The sequence below is a fragment of the Achromobacter agilis genome, assembly GCF_900496965.1.
GTDB classification, from domain to species: domain Bacteria; phylum Pseudomonadota; class Gammaproteobacteria; order Burkholderiales; family Burkholderiaceae_B; genus Achromobacter; species Achromobacter agilis.
In genome coordinates this window covers 123,694-142,889 of record NZ_UFQB01000015.1, presented here as the reverse complement: position 1 = coordinate 142,889, position 19,196 = coordinate 123,694, and the positions used below count along the sequence as shown (strand labels likewise).

Annotated in this window: 18 protein-coding genes; 13 read left to right on the top strand and 5 right to left on the bottom strand. The window is 66.8% G+C overall.

What is annotated here, in order from left to right:
- Window positions 1–90 precede the first annotated feature (90 nt).
- The 3 genes from AGI3411_RS18230 (at window position 91) to AGI3411_RS18220 (ending at window position 3,852) form a co-directional block, all read left to right on the top strand.
- Entirely contained in the window at window positions 91–1,617 is a 1,527-nt protein-coding gene (locus tag AGI3411_RS18230) for a helicase HerA-like C-terminal domain-containing protein (protein WP_129528760.1), read from the top strand.
- Between the two features lie 172 nt (window positions 1,618–1,789).
- Window positions 1,790–2,857, top strand: a complete 1,068-nt coding sequence (locus AGI3411_RS18225) for a tartrate dehydrogenase (protein ID WP_129528759.1) — start codon at window positions 1,790–1,792, stop codon at window positions 2,855–2,857.
- A gap of 35 nt (window positions 2,858–2,892) precedes the next feature.
- The gene (locus tag AGI3411_RS18220) at window positions 2,893–3,852 is read left to right on the top strand and encodes a hypothetical protein (RefSeq protein WP_129528758.1); all 960 of its coding nucleotides are present in this window, start codon (window positions 2,893–2,895) and stop codon (window positions 3,850–3,852) included.
- 56 nt (window positions 3,853–3,908) lie between these two features.
- On the opposite strand, the gene AGI3411_RS18215 is transcribed toward AGI3411_RS18220, so the two are convergent.
- The 5 genes from AGI3411_RS18215 to AGI3411_RS18195 form a co-directional block, all read right to left on the bottom strand.
- On the bottom strand, window positions 3,909–5,522 hold the full coding sequence (locus tag AGI3411_RS18215; RefSeq protein WP_244240384.1) for a DHA2 family efflux MFS transporter permease subunit: 1,614 nt from the start codon (window positions 5,520–5,522) through the stop codon (window positions 3,909–3,911).
- Window positions 5,519–6,712 (bottom strand): HlyD/EmrA/EmrK family protein, encoded by a 1,194-nt coding sequence (locus AGI3411_RS18210; protein ID WP_129528757.1) that lies wholly within the window; start codon window positions 6,710–6,712, stop codon window positions 5,519–5,521. Before AGI3411_RS18210 ends, AGI3411_RS18215 begins: the two co-directional genes overlap by 4 nt.
- Window positions 6,713–6,734: 22 nt before the next feature.
- Window positions 6,735–8,156, bottom strand: a complete 1,422-nt coding sequence (locus AGI3411_RS18205) for an efflux transporter outer membrane subunit (RefSeq protein WP_129528756.1) — start codon at window positions 8,154–8,156, stop codon at window positions 6,735–6,737.
- Window positions 8,157–8,261: 105 nt separating this feature from the next.
- Complete coding sequence (locus AGI3411_RS18200) at window positions 8,262–8,747, bottom strand: MarR family winged helix-turn-helix transcriptional regulator (protein WP_129528755.1); 486 nt, start codon at window positions 8,745–8,747, stop codon at window positions 8,262–8,264.
- Window positions 8,748–8,778: 31 nt separating this feature from the next.
- Window positions 8,779–9,675: a DMT family transporter gene (locus AGI3411_RS18195; protein ID WP_129528754.1), complete on the bottom strand. Its 897-nt coding sequence runs from the start codon at window positions 9,673–9,675 to the stop codon at window positions 8,779–8,781.
- Between the two features lie 88 nt (window positions 9,676–9,763).
- Here AGI3411_RS18195 and AGI3411_RS18190 point away from each other — a divergent pair, with 88 nt between their 5' ends.
- The 10 genes from AGI3411_RS18190 to AGI3411_RS18145 all read left to right on the top strand — a co-directional run bounded on the left by AGI3411_RS18190 (window position 9,764) and on the right by AGI3411_RS18145 (window position 19,186).
- Entirely contained in the window at window positions 9,764–10,741 is a 978-nt protein-coding gene (locus AGI3411_RS18190; protein WP_129528753.1) for a DMT family transporter, read from the top strand.
- Window positions 10,742–10,795: 54 nt separating this feature from the next.
- Complete coding sequence (locus AGI3411_RS18185) at window positions 10,796–11,785, top strand: quinone oxidoreductase family protein (protein ID WP_129528752.1); 990 nt, start codon at window positions 10,796–10,798, stop codon at window positions 11,783–11,785.
- 449 nt (window positions 11,786–12,234) lie between these two features.
- A complete protein-coding gene (gene styD / locus AGI3411_RS18180) occupies window positions 12,235–13,746 on the top strand; it encodes a phenylacetaldehyde dehydrogenase StyD (RefSeq protein ID WP_129528751.1) in 1,512 nt (503 codons plus the stop codon).
- A gap of 69 nt (window positions 13,747–13,815) precedes the next feature.
- On the top strand, window positions 13,816–14,697 hold the full coding sequence (locus AGI3411_RS18175; RefSeq protein WP_129528750.1) for a transporter: 882 nt from the start codon (window positions 13,816–13,818) through the stop codon (window positions 14,695–14,697).
- A 31-nt stretch (window positions 14,698–14,728) separates the two neighbouring features.
- Window positions 14,729–15,919 (top strand): amine dehydrogenase large subunit, encoded by a 1,191-nt coding sequence (locus AGI3411_RS18170; protein ID WP_129528749.1) that lies wholly within the window; start codon window positions 14,729–14,731, stop codon window positions 15,917–15,919.
- Window positions 15,916–16,473: a MauE/DoxX family redox-associated membrane protein gene (locus AGI3411_RS18165; protein WP_129528748.1), complete on the top strand. Its 558-nt coding sequence runs from the start codon at window positions 15,916–15,918 to the stop codon at window positions 16,471–16,473. The genes AGI3411_RS18170 and AGI3411_RS18165 overlap by 4 nt, the downstream gene beginning before the upstream one ends.
- Window positions 16,474–16,484: 11 nt before the next feature.
- Window positions 16,485–17,123, top strand: coding sequence for a methylamine dehydrogenase accessory protein MauD (gene mauD / locus AGI3411_RS18160; RefSeq protein ID WP_129528747.1), 639 nt, complete (start codon window positions 16,485–16,487; stop codon window positions 17,121–17,123).
- Window positions 17,107–17,628: a methylamine dehydrogenase light chain gene (locus AGI3411_RS18155; protein WP_129528746.1), complete on the top strand. Its 522-nt coding sequence runs from the start codon at window positions 17,107–17,109 to the stop codon at window positions 17,626–17,628. Before mauD ends, AGI3411_RS18155 begins: the two co-directional genes overlap by 17 nt.
- On the top strand, window positions 17,625–18,152 hold the full coding sequence (locus AGI3411_RS18150) for a c-type cytochrome (protein WP_244240383.1): 528 nt from the start codon (window positions 17,625–17,627) through the stop codon (window positions 18,150–18,152). The genes AGI3411_RS18155 and AGI3411_RS18150 overlap by 4 nt, the downstream gene beginning before the upstream one ends.
- Before the next feature lie 80 nt (window positions 18,153–18,232).
- Window positions 18,233–19,186 carry an AraC-like ligand-binding domain-containing protein gene (locus AGI3411_RS18145; protein WP_129528745.1) on the top strand — a complete coding sequence of 318 codons (954 nt, stop codon included), beginning with the start codon at window positions 18,233–18,235 and terminating at the stop codon, window positions 19,184–19,186.
- Window positions 19,187–19,196: the final 10 nt, after the last annotated feature.

Genomic DNA, 19,196 nt, shown 5'->3' with positions numbered 1-19,196 from the left:
CCGTATGTGTCCTTATTGCCACGCGCACAATCGGCGCGGCAGGCTCTACACTTGGGCATCCATCTGATTCCCTGGTCCGGAGAGCTGCACATGCCCAACCCCATCGCCATCGCCAAGAATGCACAGACCGAGTTGGCCCTGCTGCCTGCCCTGGCCAACCGGCACGGGTGCATTACCGGGGCTACCGGCACGGGCAAGACGGTCACGCTGCAGGTCCTGGCCGAGTCCTTTTCCCGTATCGGCACCCCGGTTTTCATGGCCGACGTCAAAGGCGACCTGACTGGTATTTCCCAGGCAGGAACGGCCAGCCCCAAGCTGCTGGAGCGCCTGAAGAACCTCGGCCTGGACGAGCCGGCCTGGGCCGCGAGCCCGGTCACGCTCTGGGACGTGTTCGGCGAGCAGGGCCTGCCGGTCCGCGCCACCGTGTCGGACATGGGGCCCTTGCTGCTTTCCCGCATCCTGGAGCTGAACGACACCCAGGAAGGGGTGCTGGCCCTGGTGTTCAAGGTGGCCGACGACGAAGGGCAGCTCTTGCTGGACCTGAAGGATCTGCGGGCCATGCTCCAGAACGTCGCCGACCGCGCGGCGGAACTGAAGACCCGCTACGGCAATGTTTCGTCGGCCAGCATCGGCGCCATTCAGCGCGGCCTGCTGGCCCTGGAGTCCCAGGGGGCGGAGAAATTCTTCGGCGAACCCATGCTGGACGTGGCCGACCTGATGCGTACGGACGCGCAGGGCCGCGGCATGGTGAACGTGCTGGCTGCCGACAAACTCATGCAGGCGCCCCGCCTGTATGCCATTTTCCTGCTGTGGCTGCTGGCGGATCTCTACGAGAAGCTGCCCGAAGTGGGCGATATGGACCAGCCCAAACTGGTGTTTTTCTTCGACGAAGCCCACCTGTTGTTCAATGACGCGCCGCCCGCGCTGCTGAACAAGATCGAGCAGGTGGTGCGCCTGGTCCGTTCCAAGGGCGTGGGCGTCTATTTCGTGACGCAGAATCCGCTGGACATTCCGGATACGGTGCTTGGGCAGCTCGGCAACCGGGTCCAGCACGCTTTGCGGGCGTTTACGCCGCGCGACCAGAAGGCCGTGAAGACCGCAGCCCAGACCATGCGGCCCAACCCGGGCCTGGACATCGAGGCGGCCATTACCGAGCTGGGCGTGGGCGAGGCCCTGGTATCGCTGCTGGATCCCAAGGGCCGTCCGATGCCGACCGAGCGCGCCTACATCCTGCCCCCGGCGAGCCGGATCGGCCCCGCGACGGACGCCGAGCGGCAATCGCTGCGCCAAGGCAGCCCGTTGGCCGCCAAGTATGAAAAAACCATCGACCGCGAGTCGGCCTACGAGGTGCTGGCGGGGCGCGCGGCCAAGCCTGTGGACCCGGCCGGAACGGCGGACGGCGCGTCCGGGCAATCCGGGGGCCAGGCGCCGGCCGACAATGCGGGCGGGGGGCTGATGGACAGCCTGAACGAAGTGCTGTTCGGGTCGACCGGGCCGCGCGGCGGCAAGCGCGATGGCGTCGTCCAGACCATGGCCAAGAGCACGGTGCGGTCGATCGCGCGCGAACTGACCCGCGGCATTCTGGGGTCGTTGCTGGGGTCCAAGGGCCGCCGCTGATTCCACTTCAAACAAAACTCGGCCGCAAGGCCGGTTTTGTTGTTACTTGAAATTTCTCGTTTGTAACGATGCGCTGCGGGGGCCTATCTATTTGTAAGCAGGGGTGTTGCGGCAGGCCCGTTTATGCCTATGATTCCGGGTTGTGCATCCCCCAGAGAACAGAGGAAGACGCGTGTCGAAGAAACATAAGATTGCAGTAATTCCCGGGGACGGGATCGGCAAGGAGGTCGTCCCGGAGGGCCTGAAAGTGCTGGACGCGGTGGCATCCCGCTTCGGCATCGACTTCCAGTGGGACCATTTCGACTGGAGCTGCGACTATTACGCCAGGCACGGCAAGATGATGCCGGATGACTGGCAGGCGCAGATCGGCCAGCATGAGGCCATTTTCTTCGGCGCCATCGGCTGGCCCGCCACGGTGCCCGATCACGAGGCGCTGTGGGGCTCGCTGTTCAAGTTCCGCCGCGAGTTCGATCAGTACATCAACCTGCGCCCGGTGCGCCTGATGCCCGGTGTGCCGTCGCCGCTCAAGGACCGCAAGCCCGGCGAGATCGATTTCTTCATCGTGCGCGAGAATACCGAAGGCGAGTATTCCAACAGCGGCGGCCGCCTGTTTGCCGGCACCGAGCGCGAAGTGGTCATCCAGGAAAGCGTGTTTACCCGCATCGGCGCCGACCGCGTCCTCAAGTTCGCGTTCGAATTGGCACAAAAGCGCGGCAAGCACCTGACCGCGGCCACCAAGTCGAACGGCATTTCCATTTCGATGCCGTGGTGGGACGAGCGCGTGGCGGACGTGGCGGGGAACTACCCCGACGTGCGCTGGGACAAATATCATATCGATATCCTCTGCGCGCATTTCGTGCAGCATCCCGATTGGTTCGACGTGGTGGTGGCTTCCAATCTGTTCGGCGACATCCTGTCCGACCTGGGCCCGGCCTGCACGGGAACGATCGGCATCGCGCCGTCGGCGAACCTGAATCCCGACCGCAAGTTCCCGTCCCTGTTCGAACCGGTGCACGGTTCCGCGCCGGATATCTATGGCAAGGGCATCGCCAACCCGATCGGCCAGATCTGGAGCGGCGCCCTGATGCTCGATTTCCTCGGTTATCCCGATGCGTCCGCCGCCGTCGTGAAGGCGATCGAGACGGTCTTGGCGGAAGGCCCGCGCACGCGGGGCATGCAAGGCACCGCTTCTACCGCCGATGTCGGCAGCGCGATCGCGTCGCTGATCGCGGCCGGCTAAGGGCAATTCGCGAATAAGGCCTGTCAGGCTAGTAGATGGAAGATTCAGCTTTTTCCTCCCCCGCCGCCCATGTGGGCGGCGGACGGGCCGATCGTTTTGTGCGCAAGCTGTTCCGCTTGTTGCGATCGCGCACGCAGAGGCACAATCAGCACCTGTGGCCTTTCGTCAGGATCTGGCGGGATCGCTCGGGCGCCATTTGCGGATTCCGCGCGTTTGGCCGTTCGCTGCCGATTACGCCGCTGCAAGAGGGGTACGACCCCGCCGACGAAGAGGTGCACTTGATCCTGAGCGGCCCGTCCGTCGCCCAGATCCCGTACGACCGGCTCGACATCCGCGCGGCGATGGGCGTGAACGGCGCGATCGCGCTGGCGCGCAAGTTCGACCTGCCGTTCAAGTACTACTGCATCATTGACCAGAATTTCGTCAGGGACCGCATCGACCAGGTGCGGGAAATCGTGTCGCGAGACCTGACCCTGTACGTGTTGCCTGAAGTGCTGCGCTACATCATGCAGGGCATTCCGCAGGAATTGATCCGCTGCCGCATCTGCATCATCGAATTGATTTCCGAACGCGCCTATCAGCGCAGCGCGGCGCCGGCCGTGCTCAAGCGCATGGCGGCGGCGACGCCCGACGTGAAGCTGCTGGATGCCAAGCAGGGGCTGGGATACAGCTTTGATGTCGCGCTGGGGGTGTTCGACGCCGATACCGTGGCCTATGCGGCCCTGCAGGTGCTGGTGTCGGGCGGCGCCCGCCATGTGTACGTGCACGGGCTGGACCTGACACTGCAGAACGGCCTGCGCTTCTATGACGAGGGGCCGACCCCCCAGGCCAGCAGGCTGGTGCGCAATTTCTCGCAATTGATCGAGCCGTCTTTCCGGTTCGCCGCCGCGCAATGGCGCACCCGCGGCGTGTCCGTGTTCAATCTGTCGCCGATCAGTGCGCTGCCGGCCGACATCATCGAACGCCTGGACTGGCAGGCCCTGCTGAAGGAATAAGAAGAGAATGGCAGCCGGGGGCCAGCGCGCAAGGCGCCCGGCCCCCGCGCGGCGCGTCAATGCGCGCCGGCGGCTGCTTCGGCGGCTCCGCCGCCGCCCGCCTTGGCCGACCTCGGCCTCGCGAACCACACGAGCCCCGTCAGCGCCAGGAAGATGATGGCGGATGCGTAGAACACGTCCAGCGCAGACATGGTGAAGGCTTGGCCGTTGATCATGGCGTCGACCGTACTCAGGGCTTGCTGGTGCGTCATGCCTACCCCGTTCTGCAGGGTGTTCAGGGTGTGGTCGAACGCCTGCTGGCCGGGCTTGGCCGCTTCGGTCAACTGGGCATGGTGCATGGTGGCCCGATTTTCCCAGAGCGTGGTGGCGATCGACGTGCCGAACGCGCCCGCGGTCAGGCGCAGGAAGTTCGACAGGCCCGAGGCCGCCGGGATGCGCCACGGTTCGATGCTGGCGAGCGTGATCGACGTGAGGGGCACGAAGAAGGCCGCCATGGCCGCGCCCTGGATGATGGTCGGGATCATCAGGGTGCGCACGTCGGTCTGCGTATTGAACCCGGACCGCATGAAGCACACGAGGGCGAAGATCAGGAACGCCACCGTCACGATCTGCCGCGGATCGCGCGTGGCCAGCATCTTGCCGACGATGGGCGTCAGCAGGATGGCCAGCAAGCCGACCGGGGCGGTCACCAGGCCCGCGTACGTGGCCGTGTAGCCCATATTGCTTTGCAGCCACAGGGGCAGCAGCACGACGTTGCCGAAGAAGACGCCATAGGCCACCGCCAGCGTCAGCGCGCCCACCGTGAAGTTGCGCAGCTTGAACAGCCGCAGGTCCACCACGGGGTGGGCGTCCGTCAGTTCCCAGATCAGGAAGAAGACGAAGGCTACGAAGGCGGTCGCCGCCAGCGCGATGATGGTGGGGCTGGCGAACCAGTCCAGTTCCTTGCCCTTGTCCAGCATGATCTGCAGCGCGCCCACCCAGACCACCAGCAGCGCCAGGCCGACCTTGTCGATCGGCAGCTTGCGCGTGACCGATTCCCGGCCGCCGTAAATGCGCCAGCTGATCCATGCGGCCAGCAGGCCCACCGGTACGTTGATGTAGAAGATCCAGGGCCAGGTGTAGTTGTCGGAGATCCAGCCGCCCAGCAGGGGGCCGGCGACGGGGGCGACCAGTGTGGTCATGGACCAGACCGCCAGTGCCATGCCTGCCTTGGACTTGGGGAAGCTGGCCAGCATCAGCGCCTGCGACAGGGGAATCATCGGCCCGGCGACCGCGCCTTGCAGCACGCGGAACGCGATCAGTGCTTCCAGGGACGGCGAGAATCCGCACAGCCACGACGCCAGCACGAACAGCAGCGTCGAAATCAGGAACAGGCGTACCTGCCCGAAACGCTGCGTCAGCCAGCCCGTGAGCGGCACCGTGATCGCGTTGGCGACGGCGAAGGACGTAATGACCCAGGTGCCCTGGCTGGTGCTGACGCCCAGGTCGCCCGAGATGGTGGGGATGGACACGTTCGCGATCGACGTATCCAGCACGTTCATGAAGACCGCCGTGGACAGCGCGATCGAACCGATGATGCGGGTCGCGCCTTCCAGCGGCGGGTGGGTGCCCGGCGGACGCGAGGCCTGGGGAGACGCTCCCGCGTTCGCGGGCTGGGCGGATGCGTTCATGATGCGAGGTTGGCTTCGATGATCTTTGCGATCATGGCGTCGACCTCGTCGTGGGCGGGCTCAAAGGCACGCGTCGACCAGGCGGGCTCCTTGCGCTCTGCCTGCGTCAGCGGCTCGCCTTCCTGCTTGCCCACATCGACTTCCACGTCCATGGACAGGCCGACACGCAGCGGGTGCGTTTTCAGGTCCTCGGGGTCCAGCGCGATGCGCACCGGCACGCGCTGCACCACCTTGATCCAGTTGCCGGTGGCGTTCTGGGCGGGCAACAGGGCAAAGGCGCTGCCCGTGCCGGCGTCCAGTCCGGCGATGGTGCCGTGATAGGTCACCGAGCTGCCGTACAGATCGGCCACCAGCTTGGCCGGCTGGCCGATGCGCATCTTGCGCAGCTGGCCTTCCTTGAAGTTCGCTTCTACCCAGACCTGGTCGAGCGGCACCACCGTCATCAGGGCCGAGCCGGGGGCGACGCGCTGGCCGACCTGCACGCTGCGGCGGGCGACGACGCCACCCACCGGAGCGGGCAGCACCGTGCGCGACTGGGCGAGCCAGGCATTGCGCAGGCCGGCCGCCGCCTGCCGCACGTCGGGGTGGTCGGCCACCGTGGTGCCCTGGGTCAGCGCCTGGTTGGTCGCCAGCTTGGCGCGCGAGGCCGCCAGCGCGGCGCGTGCCTGGGCCAGGCCCGATTGCGCGGACTTCAGCGCGGCTTCGGCGTGCAGGATCTCTTCGCCGCTGACGCCGCCGGACTTGGCCAGCTGCTGGCGGCGGTTGACGTCGCTTTGCGCGCGGGTCAGCTCGGCCTGCGCGCGCAGGATGTCGGCGTTGCGCAGGTCGACGTCGGCGGCCAGGGCATCGTTCTGGACATAGATGGTGCGCACCTGACGCACCGTCTGCGCCAGCTTGGCCTGGGCCTGTTGCAGGGCCACGTCGGTGTCGGCCGGATCCAGGCGCACCAGCGGCTGGCCGGCGGCGACGGTTTCCGTATCGTCGGCTTCGATGGCGATGACGGTGCCGGGCACCTGGGGCGTGATCTGCACGAGGTTGCCGTGCACGTAGGCATCGTCGGTGCTTTCGAAGTGGGCGCCGAACAGGGCCCACCAGATGCCGTACGCGATCGCGACAAGAATGAAGGCCCCGGTGGCCAGCAGCAGCAGGCGTTTACGGGCGGGATTGGCGGCGGGGGTAGCAGCGTTCATGACGTCTGAATCCGGGGATCGTTCAATGGGTGGAGTTCGTGGCGGGCTCGGACCCGGCCGGGGGGACGTAGCCGCCGCCCAGCGCGTTCGCCAGGCTGGCGTCGAGCTGATAGGCGCGGATGCGCAGGTCGGTGTCCAGGCGGGCCTGGGTCAGCACGCCGGTTTGCGCGATGAGCACGGAGATGTAGTTGCCCATGCCGGCCCGGTAGCGCTTGACGGCTAGGTCATAGGCCGCGTCGATCGCCTCGCGTGCCTGGCGCTGCTCGGCCTTTTCCTGGTCCAGCAGGCGCAGGCCGTCGAGCGCATCGGCGACTTGGTGCACGGCGTCCAGCACGGTCTGGTTGTAATCCGACACCGCGAGGTCCGCGTCGGCCCGGCGTCCCGCCAGATTGGCGTTCAGCTCGCCGCCGTGGAAGATCGGCAGCGTGATGGCCGGGCCGATGCCGGCCATGCGGGCGTCCGGGCCCGGCAGGTTGCCGGTGCCCATGGCCTGGAAGCCGGCGAACGCCACCAGGTTCACGTTGGGGTAGAACTCGGCCTTGGCGCTGTCGATGGCATGGCGGGCGGCCTCGGCGCGCCATTTCGCGGCCGTGACGTCGGGGCGGTGGCCCAGCAGGTCCAGCGGCACGCTGGCGGGCACGCCGCCGGCCGGCGCGGTCAAGGCTACCGGCGCCAGGGATTGGCCGCGCTGCGGGCCGGCGCCCGCCAGGGCCGCGACCTGGTTGCGCAGTTGCGCGATCGTGGTTTCGGTCTGGGTCAGTTCGACCTTGCCGGCGGCCAGCGACGATTCCGCCTGCTTGACCTCAACCTGGGTGTCCAGCCCGGCCTTGTAGCGGCCCTGCGTTAGCGACAGCACTTCGGCGCGCTGGGCCAGCACGCGGTTCAGGACGTCGCGCTGCGCGAAGGCGTTCTGCAGGTTCAGGTAGGCGCGCACCGTGGCGCTGGCCAGCAGGTTGCGGGCTGCTTGCGCGTCGGCCGCGGCGGCCTGTTGCGCCGACACCGCCGACTTCAGGCGCGAGCGATTCTTGCCCCAGAAATCCAGCTCGTAGCTGAAGTCCAGCGCCAGCCGGTTGTCACTGACGACCGATCCGCCCATCGGGGCGGGGTAGACGTAGTCCTTGGACAGGTGTTCGCGGGTCAGCGAGTAGTTGGCGTCCACGCGCGGCAGCAGCGGCGCGCGGGCAGAACTGACGGTCGCATTGGCCTTGGCCAGGCGGGCCTGGGCAGCGCTCATCGAGGGGTTGTTCGCCAATGCCTCGTCGAGCAGGGCGTTGAGTTGCGGATCGCCGTAGCGCTGCCACCATTGCGTGTCGGGCCAGGCGGTGTCTTGAGCGGTCAGCCCAAGCTTGGCCGCATCCAGCGCCGCCACGGGCTCGGGCCCGGATTCCATCAGCGCGCAACCGCTCAGGGCCAGCACCAATACGGTAGATAGAAGGCGTTTCATCCTGACTGTTTGCTGAAAGTAATTGATTAATCTGTATTTGCCTAGGCAATTATTATGCCAAATAAAACCCCATTAGATGGGGGGCATGTGCGCCGAAAGCGCGCGTCAGGCGGAGCCGTTGGCGAGCATGCGGCGCAGGTAGTGCATGAGCTGGGAGACCTCGTCGGTCGAGAAGCCGCGCAGGTGATGATTGAGCGAGCGGGCGATATTGGCGGGAATCTCGCGCGCCTTGGCTTCGCCCAGCTCGGTGAGCTCGATCTTGACCACGCGGCGGTCTTCCTGGCTGCGGCTGCGCCGCAGCAGGCCCTTGGCCTCCAGCCGGTCCAGCGCGCGGGTCATGGCGCCGGTGTCCATGCCGTTGAGGCGAGCCAGTTCCGCCGGCGTATCGGCGCGGCCCAGGAACACCATGGCGATGGGGCGCCATTGCATGGCGGTGAGGTCCAGCGGGGCCATTTCCTGGTCCAGCATCCGGTTCAGGGAGTTGTAGACCTGCTTGATCAGGAAACCGGCGTTGTCTTCCATCAGGCAGCGGGCGTCGCTGCGGTAATGGACGGGCGTATCGGGCGTAGAGGGGGGAGGCGCGGCATTCATGCGGCAGATTTTACTGCCTAGTCAGTTATTGTCAAGGCTGTATTTTCGTTTGCGCTTGAGCCGGCGGGCTGGTCGGCGCCTGCTTGCGCAGGCCCGAGCAGACGATGGCCGCCACGATGAGGGCGGCGCCCGCCATCATGCGCGGCGTGGGCTGCTGGCTGAACAGCATCCAGGCGAATGCGATGGCGTATACCGGCTCCAGCGCGATGACGAGCCCGGCGCTGCGGGCATTGAGCCGGGTCAGGCTGGACACGAACAGATAGTGGGACAGGCCTGTGCAGAAGATACCCAGCAGCGCCAGCCAGAAGAGGTCCAGGGCCGGCAGGGCAGGCAGCTGGCCGGCGGCGAAGGGCAGCATCACCAGCGCGACGACCAGGTTCTGCCAGCACGCTACTTGCATCGGATCCATGCCCGACGCCGAGCGGCGGTTGCTCAGCGCCAGCAGCGCGAAGCTCAGGCCCGACAACAGGCCCCAGGCCAGGCCGACGGTGCCCTGGTCGGCCAGGTCGAACGAGGGCGTGACCAGCACCAGCCCGGCGGTCACCAGCCCCAGCAGCATCCATTCGGCCGGGCGGACGCGCTCGCGGAAGATCAGGCCCTCGAAGAGCGTGATGAAGGCCGGGAAACTGGCGAAACCCAGTGTTGCGATGGCGATGCCGCCGACCTTGACCGAAATGAAGAACGTGACCCAGTGCCCCGCCAGCAGGGCGCCGGCCACCACCAGCACGAACAGCTGCGCTGGCGTCAGGGAGCCCAGCAGCGGTTTGCGGCGCATGCGGGCGAAGAGCCCCAGCGAAATGACCGCGAAGACGGCGCGCCCCAAGGTGATCACGGCGGCGCTGGCCTGGATCAGTTCGCCGAATACGCCGGTCAGCCCGAAAAGTACGGCGGCAATGTGGATATAGGTCAGGGCGCGGTGTCGAGTCATGCGAGATTTGTCGTGGGGCGGCCCGGCGGCGGAAGAAAGCGGAGGGCGAGACGTGCATTTATTTTTGCACTGAACATAAAATCATCGCATGAATCGCCTTGCCGAGTTTTCGCCGCTCCTTCGTCCCTCCAGCCGCGCGGCCGGTTTCTTCCTGGCGACCCTCGGCGCGATCCTGTTTTCCGCCAAGGCCATCGTCGTCAAATTCACCTACCGCTACGGCATTGACGCGGTCACCCTCATCGCCTTCCGCATGCTGTTCGCCATGCCGTTCTTCGCGGCCGTGGCCTGGCACCAGTCGCGCCGCGCCGCGCGCGGCGAGATCGTCACCCTGACGCGCAAGGAGCGCCTGCAGGTCTGCGTGCTGGGGCTCCTGGGCTACTACCTGTCCAGCTTCCTGGACTTCCTGGGCCTGCGCTATGTCACCGCCAGCCTGGAACGACTGATCCTCTTCCTGTCGCCGTCGCTCGTCGTGCTGCTGTCGGCGCTCTGGTTCAAGCGCCCGGTCGAGCGTCGCCAATGGATGGCCATGGTGCTGTCCTATGCTGGGGTGGTGCTGGTGTTCGCCCACGATCTGTCCTTCGGCGGAAGCGAGGTGCTGTTAGGGTCTTTATTCGTTTTCGGGTCCGCTGCAAGCTATTCTGTGTACCTGATTTGTTCAGGGGAGCTGATCAAGCGCGTAGGCGCGACGCGTCTGGTGGCCTATGCCATGCTGGTGTCGTGCGTGGCCTGCATCATTCAGTTTTTTGCCGTGCATCCGCCATCGATGCTGATCCAGCCTGCGGGGGTCTACGGATATTCTGTGATCCACGCCACGCTGAACACCGTGGTGCCGGTGTTCATGCTGATGTGGGCGGTGGCGCTCATCGGCGCGCCGACCGCCTCGCTGCTGGGCATGATCGGGCCGGTCTCGGTGCTGTTCCTGGCGTCGTGGTTCCTGCATGAACCCATCACCGTGTGGCAGATGGCAGGGACCGCATTGGTGCTGGCCGGCGTGTTCGCGTTGATGGGAGGCGGGGCCGGCAGGCCGGCGTCCGCCAGGCAGGGCGATGCGCGGCCGCCCCGTTGAATCCGGTTTTCCCGCTCAGTCTGCATTATTTCCAATCAATAAAAGGAGGCCAGCATGGCCAGCAATCTCGTCAAGGCAATTCGTATCGAGCAGCACGGTGGTCCCGAAGTCCTGAAGCTGGCCGAGGTGGAAGTTCCGCCGCCTGCCGCCAATGAAGTCACGATCCAGCAGCACGCTGCCGGCCTGAACTTCATCGATATCTATTTCCGCACGGGCTTGTATCCCCATCCGCTGCCCCATGGCCTGGGCTTCGAGGGCGCGGGGGTCGTGACCGCCGTGGGCGCCGACGTCAAGCACCTGAAGAAGGGCGACCGGGTCGCCTACGGCCAGAGCCCCATCGGCGCCTACGCCCAGGCGCGCAACGTGCCGGCCGCGCAGGTCGTCAAGGTGCCCAAGGGCATCGGCTTTGACGAGGCCGCCGCGCTGATGCTCAAGGGCCTGACGGTGCAGTACCTGTTCCGCCAGACCTATCGCCTGCAGGGCGGGGAAACCATCCTGTTCCATGCCGCCGCCGGCGGCGTCGGCCTGATCGCCTGCCAATGGGCCAAGGCGCTGGGCGTGAAGCTGATCGGTACGGTCTCCAGCCCCGAGAAGGCTGAGCTGGCCCGCGCCAACGGCGCCTGGGAAACCATCGACTACTCGCGCGAAAACGTGGCCGAGCGCGTGCTGGCGCTCACCGGCGGCAAGAAGGTGCCGGTGGTGTACGACGGCGTGGGCAAGGACACCTGGGAAACCTCGCTGGACTGCATCGAGCCGCGCGGCCTGATGGTGAGCTTCGGCAACGCCTCCGGTCCGGTGGCGGGCGTCAACCTGGCGACGCTGAACCAGAAGGGCAGCCTGTACGTGACGCGTCCGTCGCTGGGCATCCACGTGAACACGCTGGAAAAGCTCCAGGCCGCCTCCGAAGAGCTGTTCGACCTGGTCCTGAAGAAGAAGATCAAGGTTCGCATCGACCAGCGCTATTCGCTGGAACAGGCCGGCGAGGCGCAGACCGCCCTGGCCGCGCGCAAGACCACCGGCGCCACGGTGCTGATGCTGGACTGACCGGCGCATGACGCCGCGCGGCCCCGGGAAGGGGCCGCGCAGGCCCGGCACGAACGCGCAGCCCGCGTCGCGCCGGGCTTTTTTTCGCCTGGCGCGGCCGTGGGGAGTCTTTTCGCCGCCGGGCCGTCCCAAGGCGGGCCAGCCAGCCCCCGCGGGGGGCAGCAAGCATGGGCAACGTGGGGGCCCGCCCCGCCGCCGAGCCGCCTCAAGGCGGGCCAGCCTCCGCGGGGGGCAGCAAGCATGCGTAGCATGCGCAGCGTGGGGGCCGGCCCCGCCGCCGAGCCGCCTCAAGGCGGGGCAGCCCCCTTGGGGGGCAGCCAGCATGCGTAGCATGCGCAGCGTGGGGGCTAACATCCGTGCGCAGAATGACAAATCGCCATGCACGGCCCGACAAGCCAGCCGCAGATACCGTTGCTATTCTGGCTCCGACCTTTTCGTTGGAGTTCCGAATGCCTGCTGCAAGCGTTTCCTCCGCCGGCCATGCCGGGGCCGACCGTCCGGAACTGGGCGCCATCCGCGAGTCCATGCTCATCGATGGCAAGCCCGTGCGCGAAGGGCAGGGCGAGCCCGTCGCCGTGTACGATCCCGCCACCGGCCAGGTGATTGCGCACCAGCCCGATGCCGGTCCGGTCCAAATCGACCTGGCCGTGCAGGCGGCAAGGCGCGCGTTCGATTCCGGACCATGGCGCGGCATGCTGCCCGCCGGGCGCGAGCGCCTGCTGCTGAAGCTGGCCGACCTCGTCGAACAGCACGGCAATGAGCTGGCCCGCCTGGAAACGCTCAACAGCGGCAAGCTGCTGGGCGTGGCGCAGGGTCTGGAAGTCGAGTCCGGCGCGCAGTGGCTGCGGTACATGGCGGGCTGGGCCACCAAGATCACCGGCGACACGCTGTCGCTGTCCATTCCGTTTCCGCCCGGCGTCCGGTACAGCGCCCAGACCTTGCCGCAGCCCGTGGGTGTGGTCGGCGCGATCATCCCCTGGAATTTCCCGCTGCTGATGGCGATCTGGAAGATCGCGCCCGCCCTGGCGGCCGGCTGCACCGTGGTGCTCAAGCCCGCCGAGGAAACCCCCCTGACCGCGCTGCGCCTGGCCGAGCTCGTGCTGGAAGCGGGCTTCCCGCCCGGCGTGGTCAATGTCGTGACGGGCCGGGGAGAAACCGCGGGTGCGGCGTTGGTTGCGCATCCCGGCGTCGACAAGATCGCGTTCACCGGCTCCACCGAAGTGGGCAAGCTGATTGGCCGCGCCGCGATGGACGGCATGAAGCGGGTGTCGCTGGAGCTGGGCGGCAAGTCTCCGGTGATCGTGCTGGACGATTGCGACGTCGACCGTGCCGTGCAAGGCGCCGCGGCCGCCATTTTCTTCAATCAGGGGCAGGTGTGCACGGCCGGCTCGCGCCTGTACGTGCAGAAGGGCCTTTACGCCAAGGTCGTGCAGGGGCTGGCCGACCTGGCCGCCGGCATGACGCTGGGCTCGGGGTTCGATCCGGCCACGCAGGTCGGCCCATTGGTATCCGCCCGCCACCAGAAGCGCGTGATGGACTACATCGGTATCGGGCGCGCAGAAGGCGGCCGCGTCCTGGCGGGCGGCGGCGCAGGCGAGGGAGCAGGTTATTTCGTGCAGCCCACCGTCTTTACCGGCCTGCGGCCGGATGCCCGGATCGTGCGCGAAGAGATCTTCGGGCCCGTCGTCGTGGCGCAGCCCTTCGACAGCCTGGACGATGCGGTGCTGCTGGCCAACGACAGCGCCTTCGGCCTGGGCGCGAGCCTCTGGAGCAATGATCTTGCCCGCGTCCAAGGCCTGATCCCGCGCATCGATGCCGGCACGATCTGGGTAAACACCCACAACATGCTGGATCCCAACATGCCATTCGGCGGGTTCAAGCAATCAGGCATCGGCCGCGAGCACGGCCGCGCCGTGCTGGATCTGTACCTGGAGAAGAAGTCCGTTTGCATGGCGTACTAGAACAACGGCAGCGCGGCCCAAGCCGGGAGATACCGGCAGCCGCGCCGTCATGGAACCAAGGGGAAAGGCATGGCAGGCAACAAGGTTTGCCGGATCCGGACGCGCGCCGCGCTGCTGTTGGCATGCGTGGGCGCGGCGCAGGCGGCATGGGCGGGAGACCCCAGCGCGCGTGACTGGATACCCGCACCGGTAGGCACCAACCTCATCGCCGGGTATCTGGCGGGGCTGCGTTCGTCGGGGCTCTACGCCGAAGGCCAGCGGGTGAAGGGCGCCTCGGTCGACGTGAACGCGCTGGTGTATCGCCAGATGCACTACCGCGATTTTTACGGCAAGACGGTGCAGCTCGAATTCATCGTGCCGATGTACCGCACCTCGATGGACCTGCCCGGCGTGCCGGGCGATCACCAGACGGGCATCGGCGACGTGACCCTCGGGTCGGCGATCTGGTTCTACAACAACGAGCAGACCAAGACCTGGTTCGCCTGGGAGCCGTTTATCGTGGCGCCGGTGGGCCGCTACGACGGCTCGCGCCCCGATGTGTCGCCCGGCAAGAACCGCTGGTCCACCATCCAGGATTTTTCCTTCGTGAAGGGGATCGGCGAATCCACCTATCTCGAAGCCATCGCGGAAGTGGAAATCTACGGCCGCAACACCGATTGGTACGGGCAGACGCTGAAGAAGGACCCTTCGTTCCGCTTCTTCGCCCTGGCCTCGACCAACCTGACGCCCGACACCTATACAGGGGTGCGCTACCGCTATGAAACGGGCGGACGGGAAACGTCCTCGGGCGAAACCGTCGCCACCCGGGCGCGCAACCATCAATTGGCCGTCGAGCTCACGCACCAGATCAACGACGCCAACCAGATTCAGATGCAGTACATCCACGACCTGAAGGTCGAGAACGGGCCGCGAATGCGTGGCGTGCAGTTGCGCTACGTCTATGCGTTCTAGGAGATCGGATCATGAGACCAGGAGAATATCGATGAATGCGCTTCGTGCCAGATCACGCGCATCGCGGGCCGGGCGGTGGGCGCTGTGCGCCGTCTTGGCGGCCTCGGCCGGGCTAGCCCGGGCGGACCTGCCCGTGGAGGAGCTCAAGGGCGGTGCCCGCCTGCCGCCGGCCACACCCCACCGGCTGTACGTGATGGATGCCGTCTTCAATCACCTGGTCGACAGCCGGGTCAACATCTACGACGGCGACACCCGGAAATTCCTGGGACTGGTGCCCACGTCGTTCAACGGCCACATGACCGTGTCCGCGGACGGCAAGGACATCTACGTGATGACGACCTACTACGAGCGGCTCAACCGCGGCAAGCGGACCGACCTGATCGAAGCCTGGGACGCCGAAACGCTGACGCCCAAGTTCGAGGTGCCCATTCCGCAGAAGCGCGCGCAGGCGCTGAACTACCGGAACTACCTGCGGCAGAGCACCGACGGCGGGCTGCTGTTCGTGCAGAACGCCACGCCCGCATCCTCGGTTACGGTGGTGGATTTGAAGACGCGGCAGTTCACGGACGAAATCACGGCCGCCGCGGGCTGCTGGAGCATCATCGTCCTGCCGTCGCGCCCGCGCAGCTTCGCGAGCATCTGCGGCGACGGCGCACTGCTGACCGTCGACCTGGATCCGGCAGGCAAGCCGGCGGGCCAGCAGCGCAGCCAGCCGATGTTCGATCCGGAAAAGGATCCGATCTTCACGCACACCGAAAACCTCGGCAACACGTTCTATTTCGTCTCCTACAACGGCAATGTCTACAGCGCGGACTTCAGCGGCCAGGACGCCGTCTTCGGCAAGCCCTGGTCCCTGCTGGATGCATCGGGCAAAGACAAGGGCTGGCGGCCCGGCGGCTACAACCTGCTGGCCGTGAGCCAGGCAGGCAAGCGCCTCTACGTCGGCATGCATCCGAACGGCGCCGAGGGCTCGCACAAAACGCCCGCGTCCGAGATCTGGGTCTACGACCTGTCCACGCACAAGCGGGTGGCGCGGGTGCCGGGCAAGAATGCGTTGTCGATGTCGGTATCGCAGGACGACAACCCGCGCCTCTACACCCTGGACGGCGGCAACGTGAATATCTACGACGCCGCGCCGGCCGCGCCCGTTCTCAAGGGCACGATCGAGGCCGCGGGCGAGACTGCGCTGCAGGTCGAGCCGCAACCCAGGGGCGCGCCATGAACGATCCCGTTCTGCTCTATGCCGCAAGCGCGGCGCTGGCCTGCGTGCTGCTCCTGGGCGCGCTGGAAAAACTGAGGGATATGGCAAGGTTCTCGGCCGCGGTGTCGGCCTACCAGATCCTGCCCGAGGGCTGGAGCGGCGCGTTCGCCTGGGCCTACGCACTGGCCGAGGTCGCGGCCGGCGCCTTGCTGCTGGCGCCGTCGCGCCAGGCGGCGGGCGCGGAGCTGGCCTTGCTCGTGCTGGCGGCGGCCACGGCGGCGCTGGCGTTCAACCTGCTCCGGGGCCATCGCGACATCGATTGCGGCTGTGGCGGCCCGGCAGCGGTCGGCCCGGGGCGAGGCGGCCACGGCGGCGGGCTGTCGTGGTGGCTGGTCCTGCGCAATGCGGCCCTGGCGCTGTGGACGGCGCCCGCGCTCACTGCCGCGGCGGGCGGTTCCCGCGGCCTGCAGTGGGTGGACGCCGCCGCCGTCTTCGGGCTCGCGATCTCCGCCGTGGGCCTTTACTACATCGCCAATCACCTCTTGGCTTCGCATCTCAAGCTGCGGAATCTTTGAAGGAGTTTCACATGGATGCCTTGATCATTTCCAATTTCCTGCTTTGGGGCGTGGTGCTTTGCCTGGTGCTGGTCATCCTGGCCCTGGCCCGGCAGATCGGTGTGCTGTACGAGCGCGTGGCGCCGATGGGGGCGCTCACAATGGACAAAGGGCCCGGCGTCGGCGAACCCGCGCCGCGCTTCGAACTCGCCGATCTGCTGGGCCGCCGCATCACCGTCGGCGAACGCGGCCAGCACAGCCAGCTGCTGTTCTTTCTTTCGCCGACCTGCCCGGTGTGCAAGAAGCTGCTGCCCATCCTGAAATCGGTGGCCGGCACCGAAAGCGCATGGCTGCGCATCGTCCTGGCCAGCGATGGCGAAATGCCCGAACACCTGGCGTTCTACAAGCAGGCCGGACTCGAGCGCTTTCCGTACCTGCTGTCAGCCGAACTGGGCATGAAGTTTCAGATCAGCAAGCTGCCCTACGCGGTGCTGATCGACGAGACCGGAACGTTGCGCGCGAAAGGCCTGATCAATTCCCGCGAACAGCTGGAAAGCCTGTTCACGGCGAAGGAGCTGGGCGTGGCGTCGGTGCAGGAGTTCCTGGCCGCCGGCACGCCGGAAGAAACCCGGATTTCCCGCAAGGAGAGCGGCAATGCACTGGCTGGATAAACTTGGAGAGCGCGCCACGCGCTCCGTCGCGCACGCCACGTCCCGGCGCAGCGTGCTCAACCGCATCGGCAAGGCGCTGGTCGGAACGGCCTTCCTGATGCCGGTGCTGCCCGTGGCGCGTTCTGCGCCCGCGGACCCCAAGAAGCCGCAAATGGACGATACCGCCTGCGACTACTGGCGGTATTGCGCGGTGGACGGCTTCCTGTGTTCCTGCTGCGGCGGCAGCATGACGTCCTGCCCGCCGGGCACGTCGCCGTCGGCGGTGTCGTGGGTGGGAACCTGCCACAATCCGCTGGACGGCAAGGACTACCTCATCAGCTATAACGACTGCTGCGGCAAGGCGGCTTGCGGCAAGTGCATGTGCGCGTCCGCCGAGCGCGAGCGCCCCGGTTATCAGATGTTCCTGCACAACGACGTGAACTGGTGCATGTCCAACGAGTCCTCCATCTTCCACTGCACTACCTCCGTGATCGTGGGCCTGGCCAAGGCGAAGCCGAAGCCATGAGGCGCGGGATGCGGCGGCCGGCGCGGGGATGGCGGTGGCGTTGCGCCGCCGCCCTCCTGCTGTGCGCGACGCGGGCCGCCGCCGCAGGAAGCGTCGCGCCGGGCGACCCCGCGGCAGCGCAGTTGCGGCAGGACGCCCGTGCCGATTACGTATTGCAGTGCGCAGGCTGCCATCGCGTGGACGGCCGCGGCAGCAGCCGCCACGGCATTCCCGATTTCCGCAATTCCGTCGGCGCTTTCGTGCGTCTGCCGGCGGGCCGTGAATACCTGATCCGCGTGCCGGGCGCCGCGCAGTCGCAGCTGAGCAATGCCGAGCTCGCGGCCGTGCTGAACTGGGTGCTCGAAGCATTCAGCCCGGCGCAATTGCCCGCGGATTTCCGTCCGTATGCTGAAGAGGAGGTGGCCGCGGCAAGGCAGCGTCGCTACGAGGACGTGGTGCCGGTGCGCCACGCGCTGGCGAAGGCGCTGTCGGAGCAAGGGTTCAATCTGGCCGATTATTCCTATGGCAGCGACAGAAAACCCTAGCGGGGTGGCAACTTAGGGGTTGTTACCGATACTCCCCTCCGCCGCCCGATGCTAGAAAGAGGCAGCATTCCGGAGTCGCCATGTCTCAGTCTCTTTTGCGCAGCGCGCCCAGGCACTTCCTGGATTGCGCCAGCTGGCAGGAAAGTGTCAGCGATACCTTCGTTCCCCTGGAAGTGTCCGCCGTGTTTCCCGCGCGTTTCCGCAACAGCGTGGCGGTGGATTCTCTGGGCTGGATGCAGGTCAGCGAGCTGCGCAGCAGCGCGCAGCGCGTGCGCCGCAGCAAGCTGCAGGCCGACCAGTCCGTGGCGGCGGGCTACAAAGTGACGCTGCAACTGTCGGGCCGCAGCGAAATCCGCCAAGCCCGGCGCAGCGCCTTGCTGATGCCCGGTGAATGGGGCATCTACGACACCACCCGCCCGTACGAAGTCGATGTGGACGATGGGGCGCATTTCCTGGTGATGCAAGTGCCCGGCAAGCACGTCGAGGCCTGGCAGCCGTTCATGCAGAACGCAGTGGCTCGCCGCTTCAGCGCCCGCCAGGGCTGCGGCCGCATGGCCATGGACCTCCTGCGCGTGGCGATGACCGAACACGCTCACCTGTCGGAAAGCGCGTCGCGCGACGCCGCCAACGCGGTATTGCAGATGATGGGCCTGGACATCAGCGAACAGGCCGGCGCGCTGGCCGAACAAGACCAGGCCGAGCTGCGCCAGGCGCAATTGCGCCGCGTGCAGCAGCACATACTCGAAAACCTGCATGATCCGGCGCTGTCTCCCGCCAGCGCCGCAGCGGCCTTCCGGGTGTCGCGGCGGTACCTGTACAACCTCTTTGCGCAGGCGTCCACCACGCCTGCCGACTTCATCCTCAGCGCGCGGCTGGAGCGCTGCCGGGACACGCTTTGCGACGTGGCCCAGTCCGCCCGGTCGATCGGGGATATTGCCTACCGCTTCGGATTTTCGGACGCCGCGCGCTTCAGCCACGCGTTTCGCAAACGCTTCGGCGCGTCGCCGTCGGAATACCGGCGCCAGGAGCGCTAGCGCCCACGCC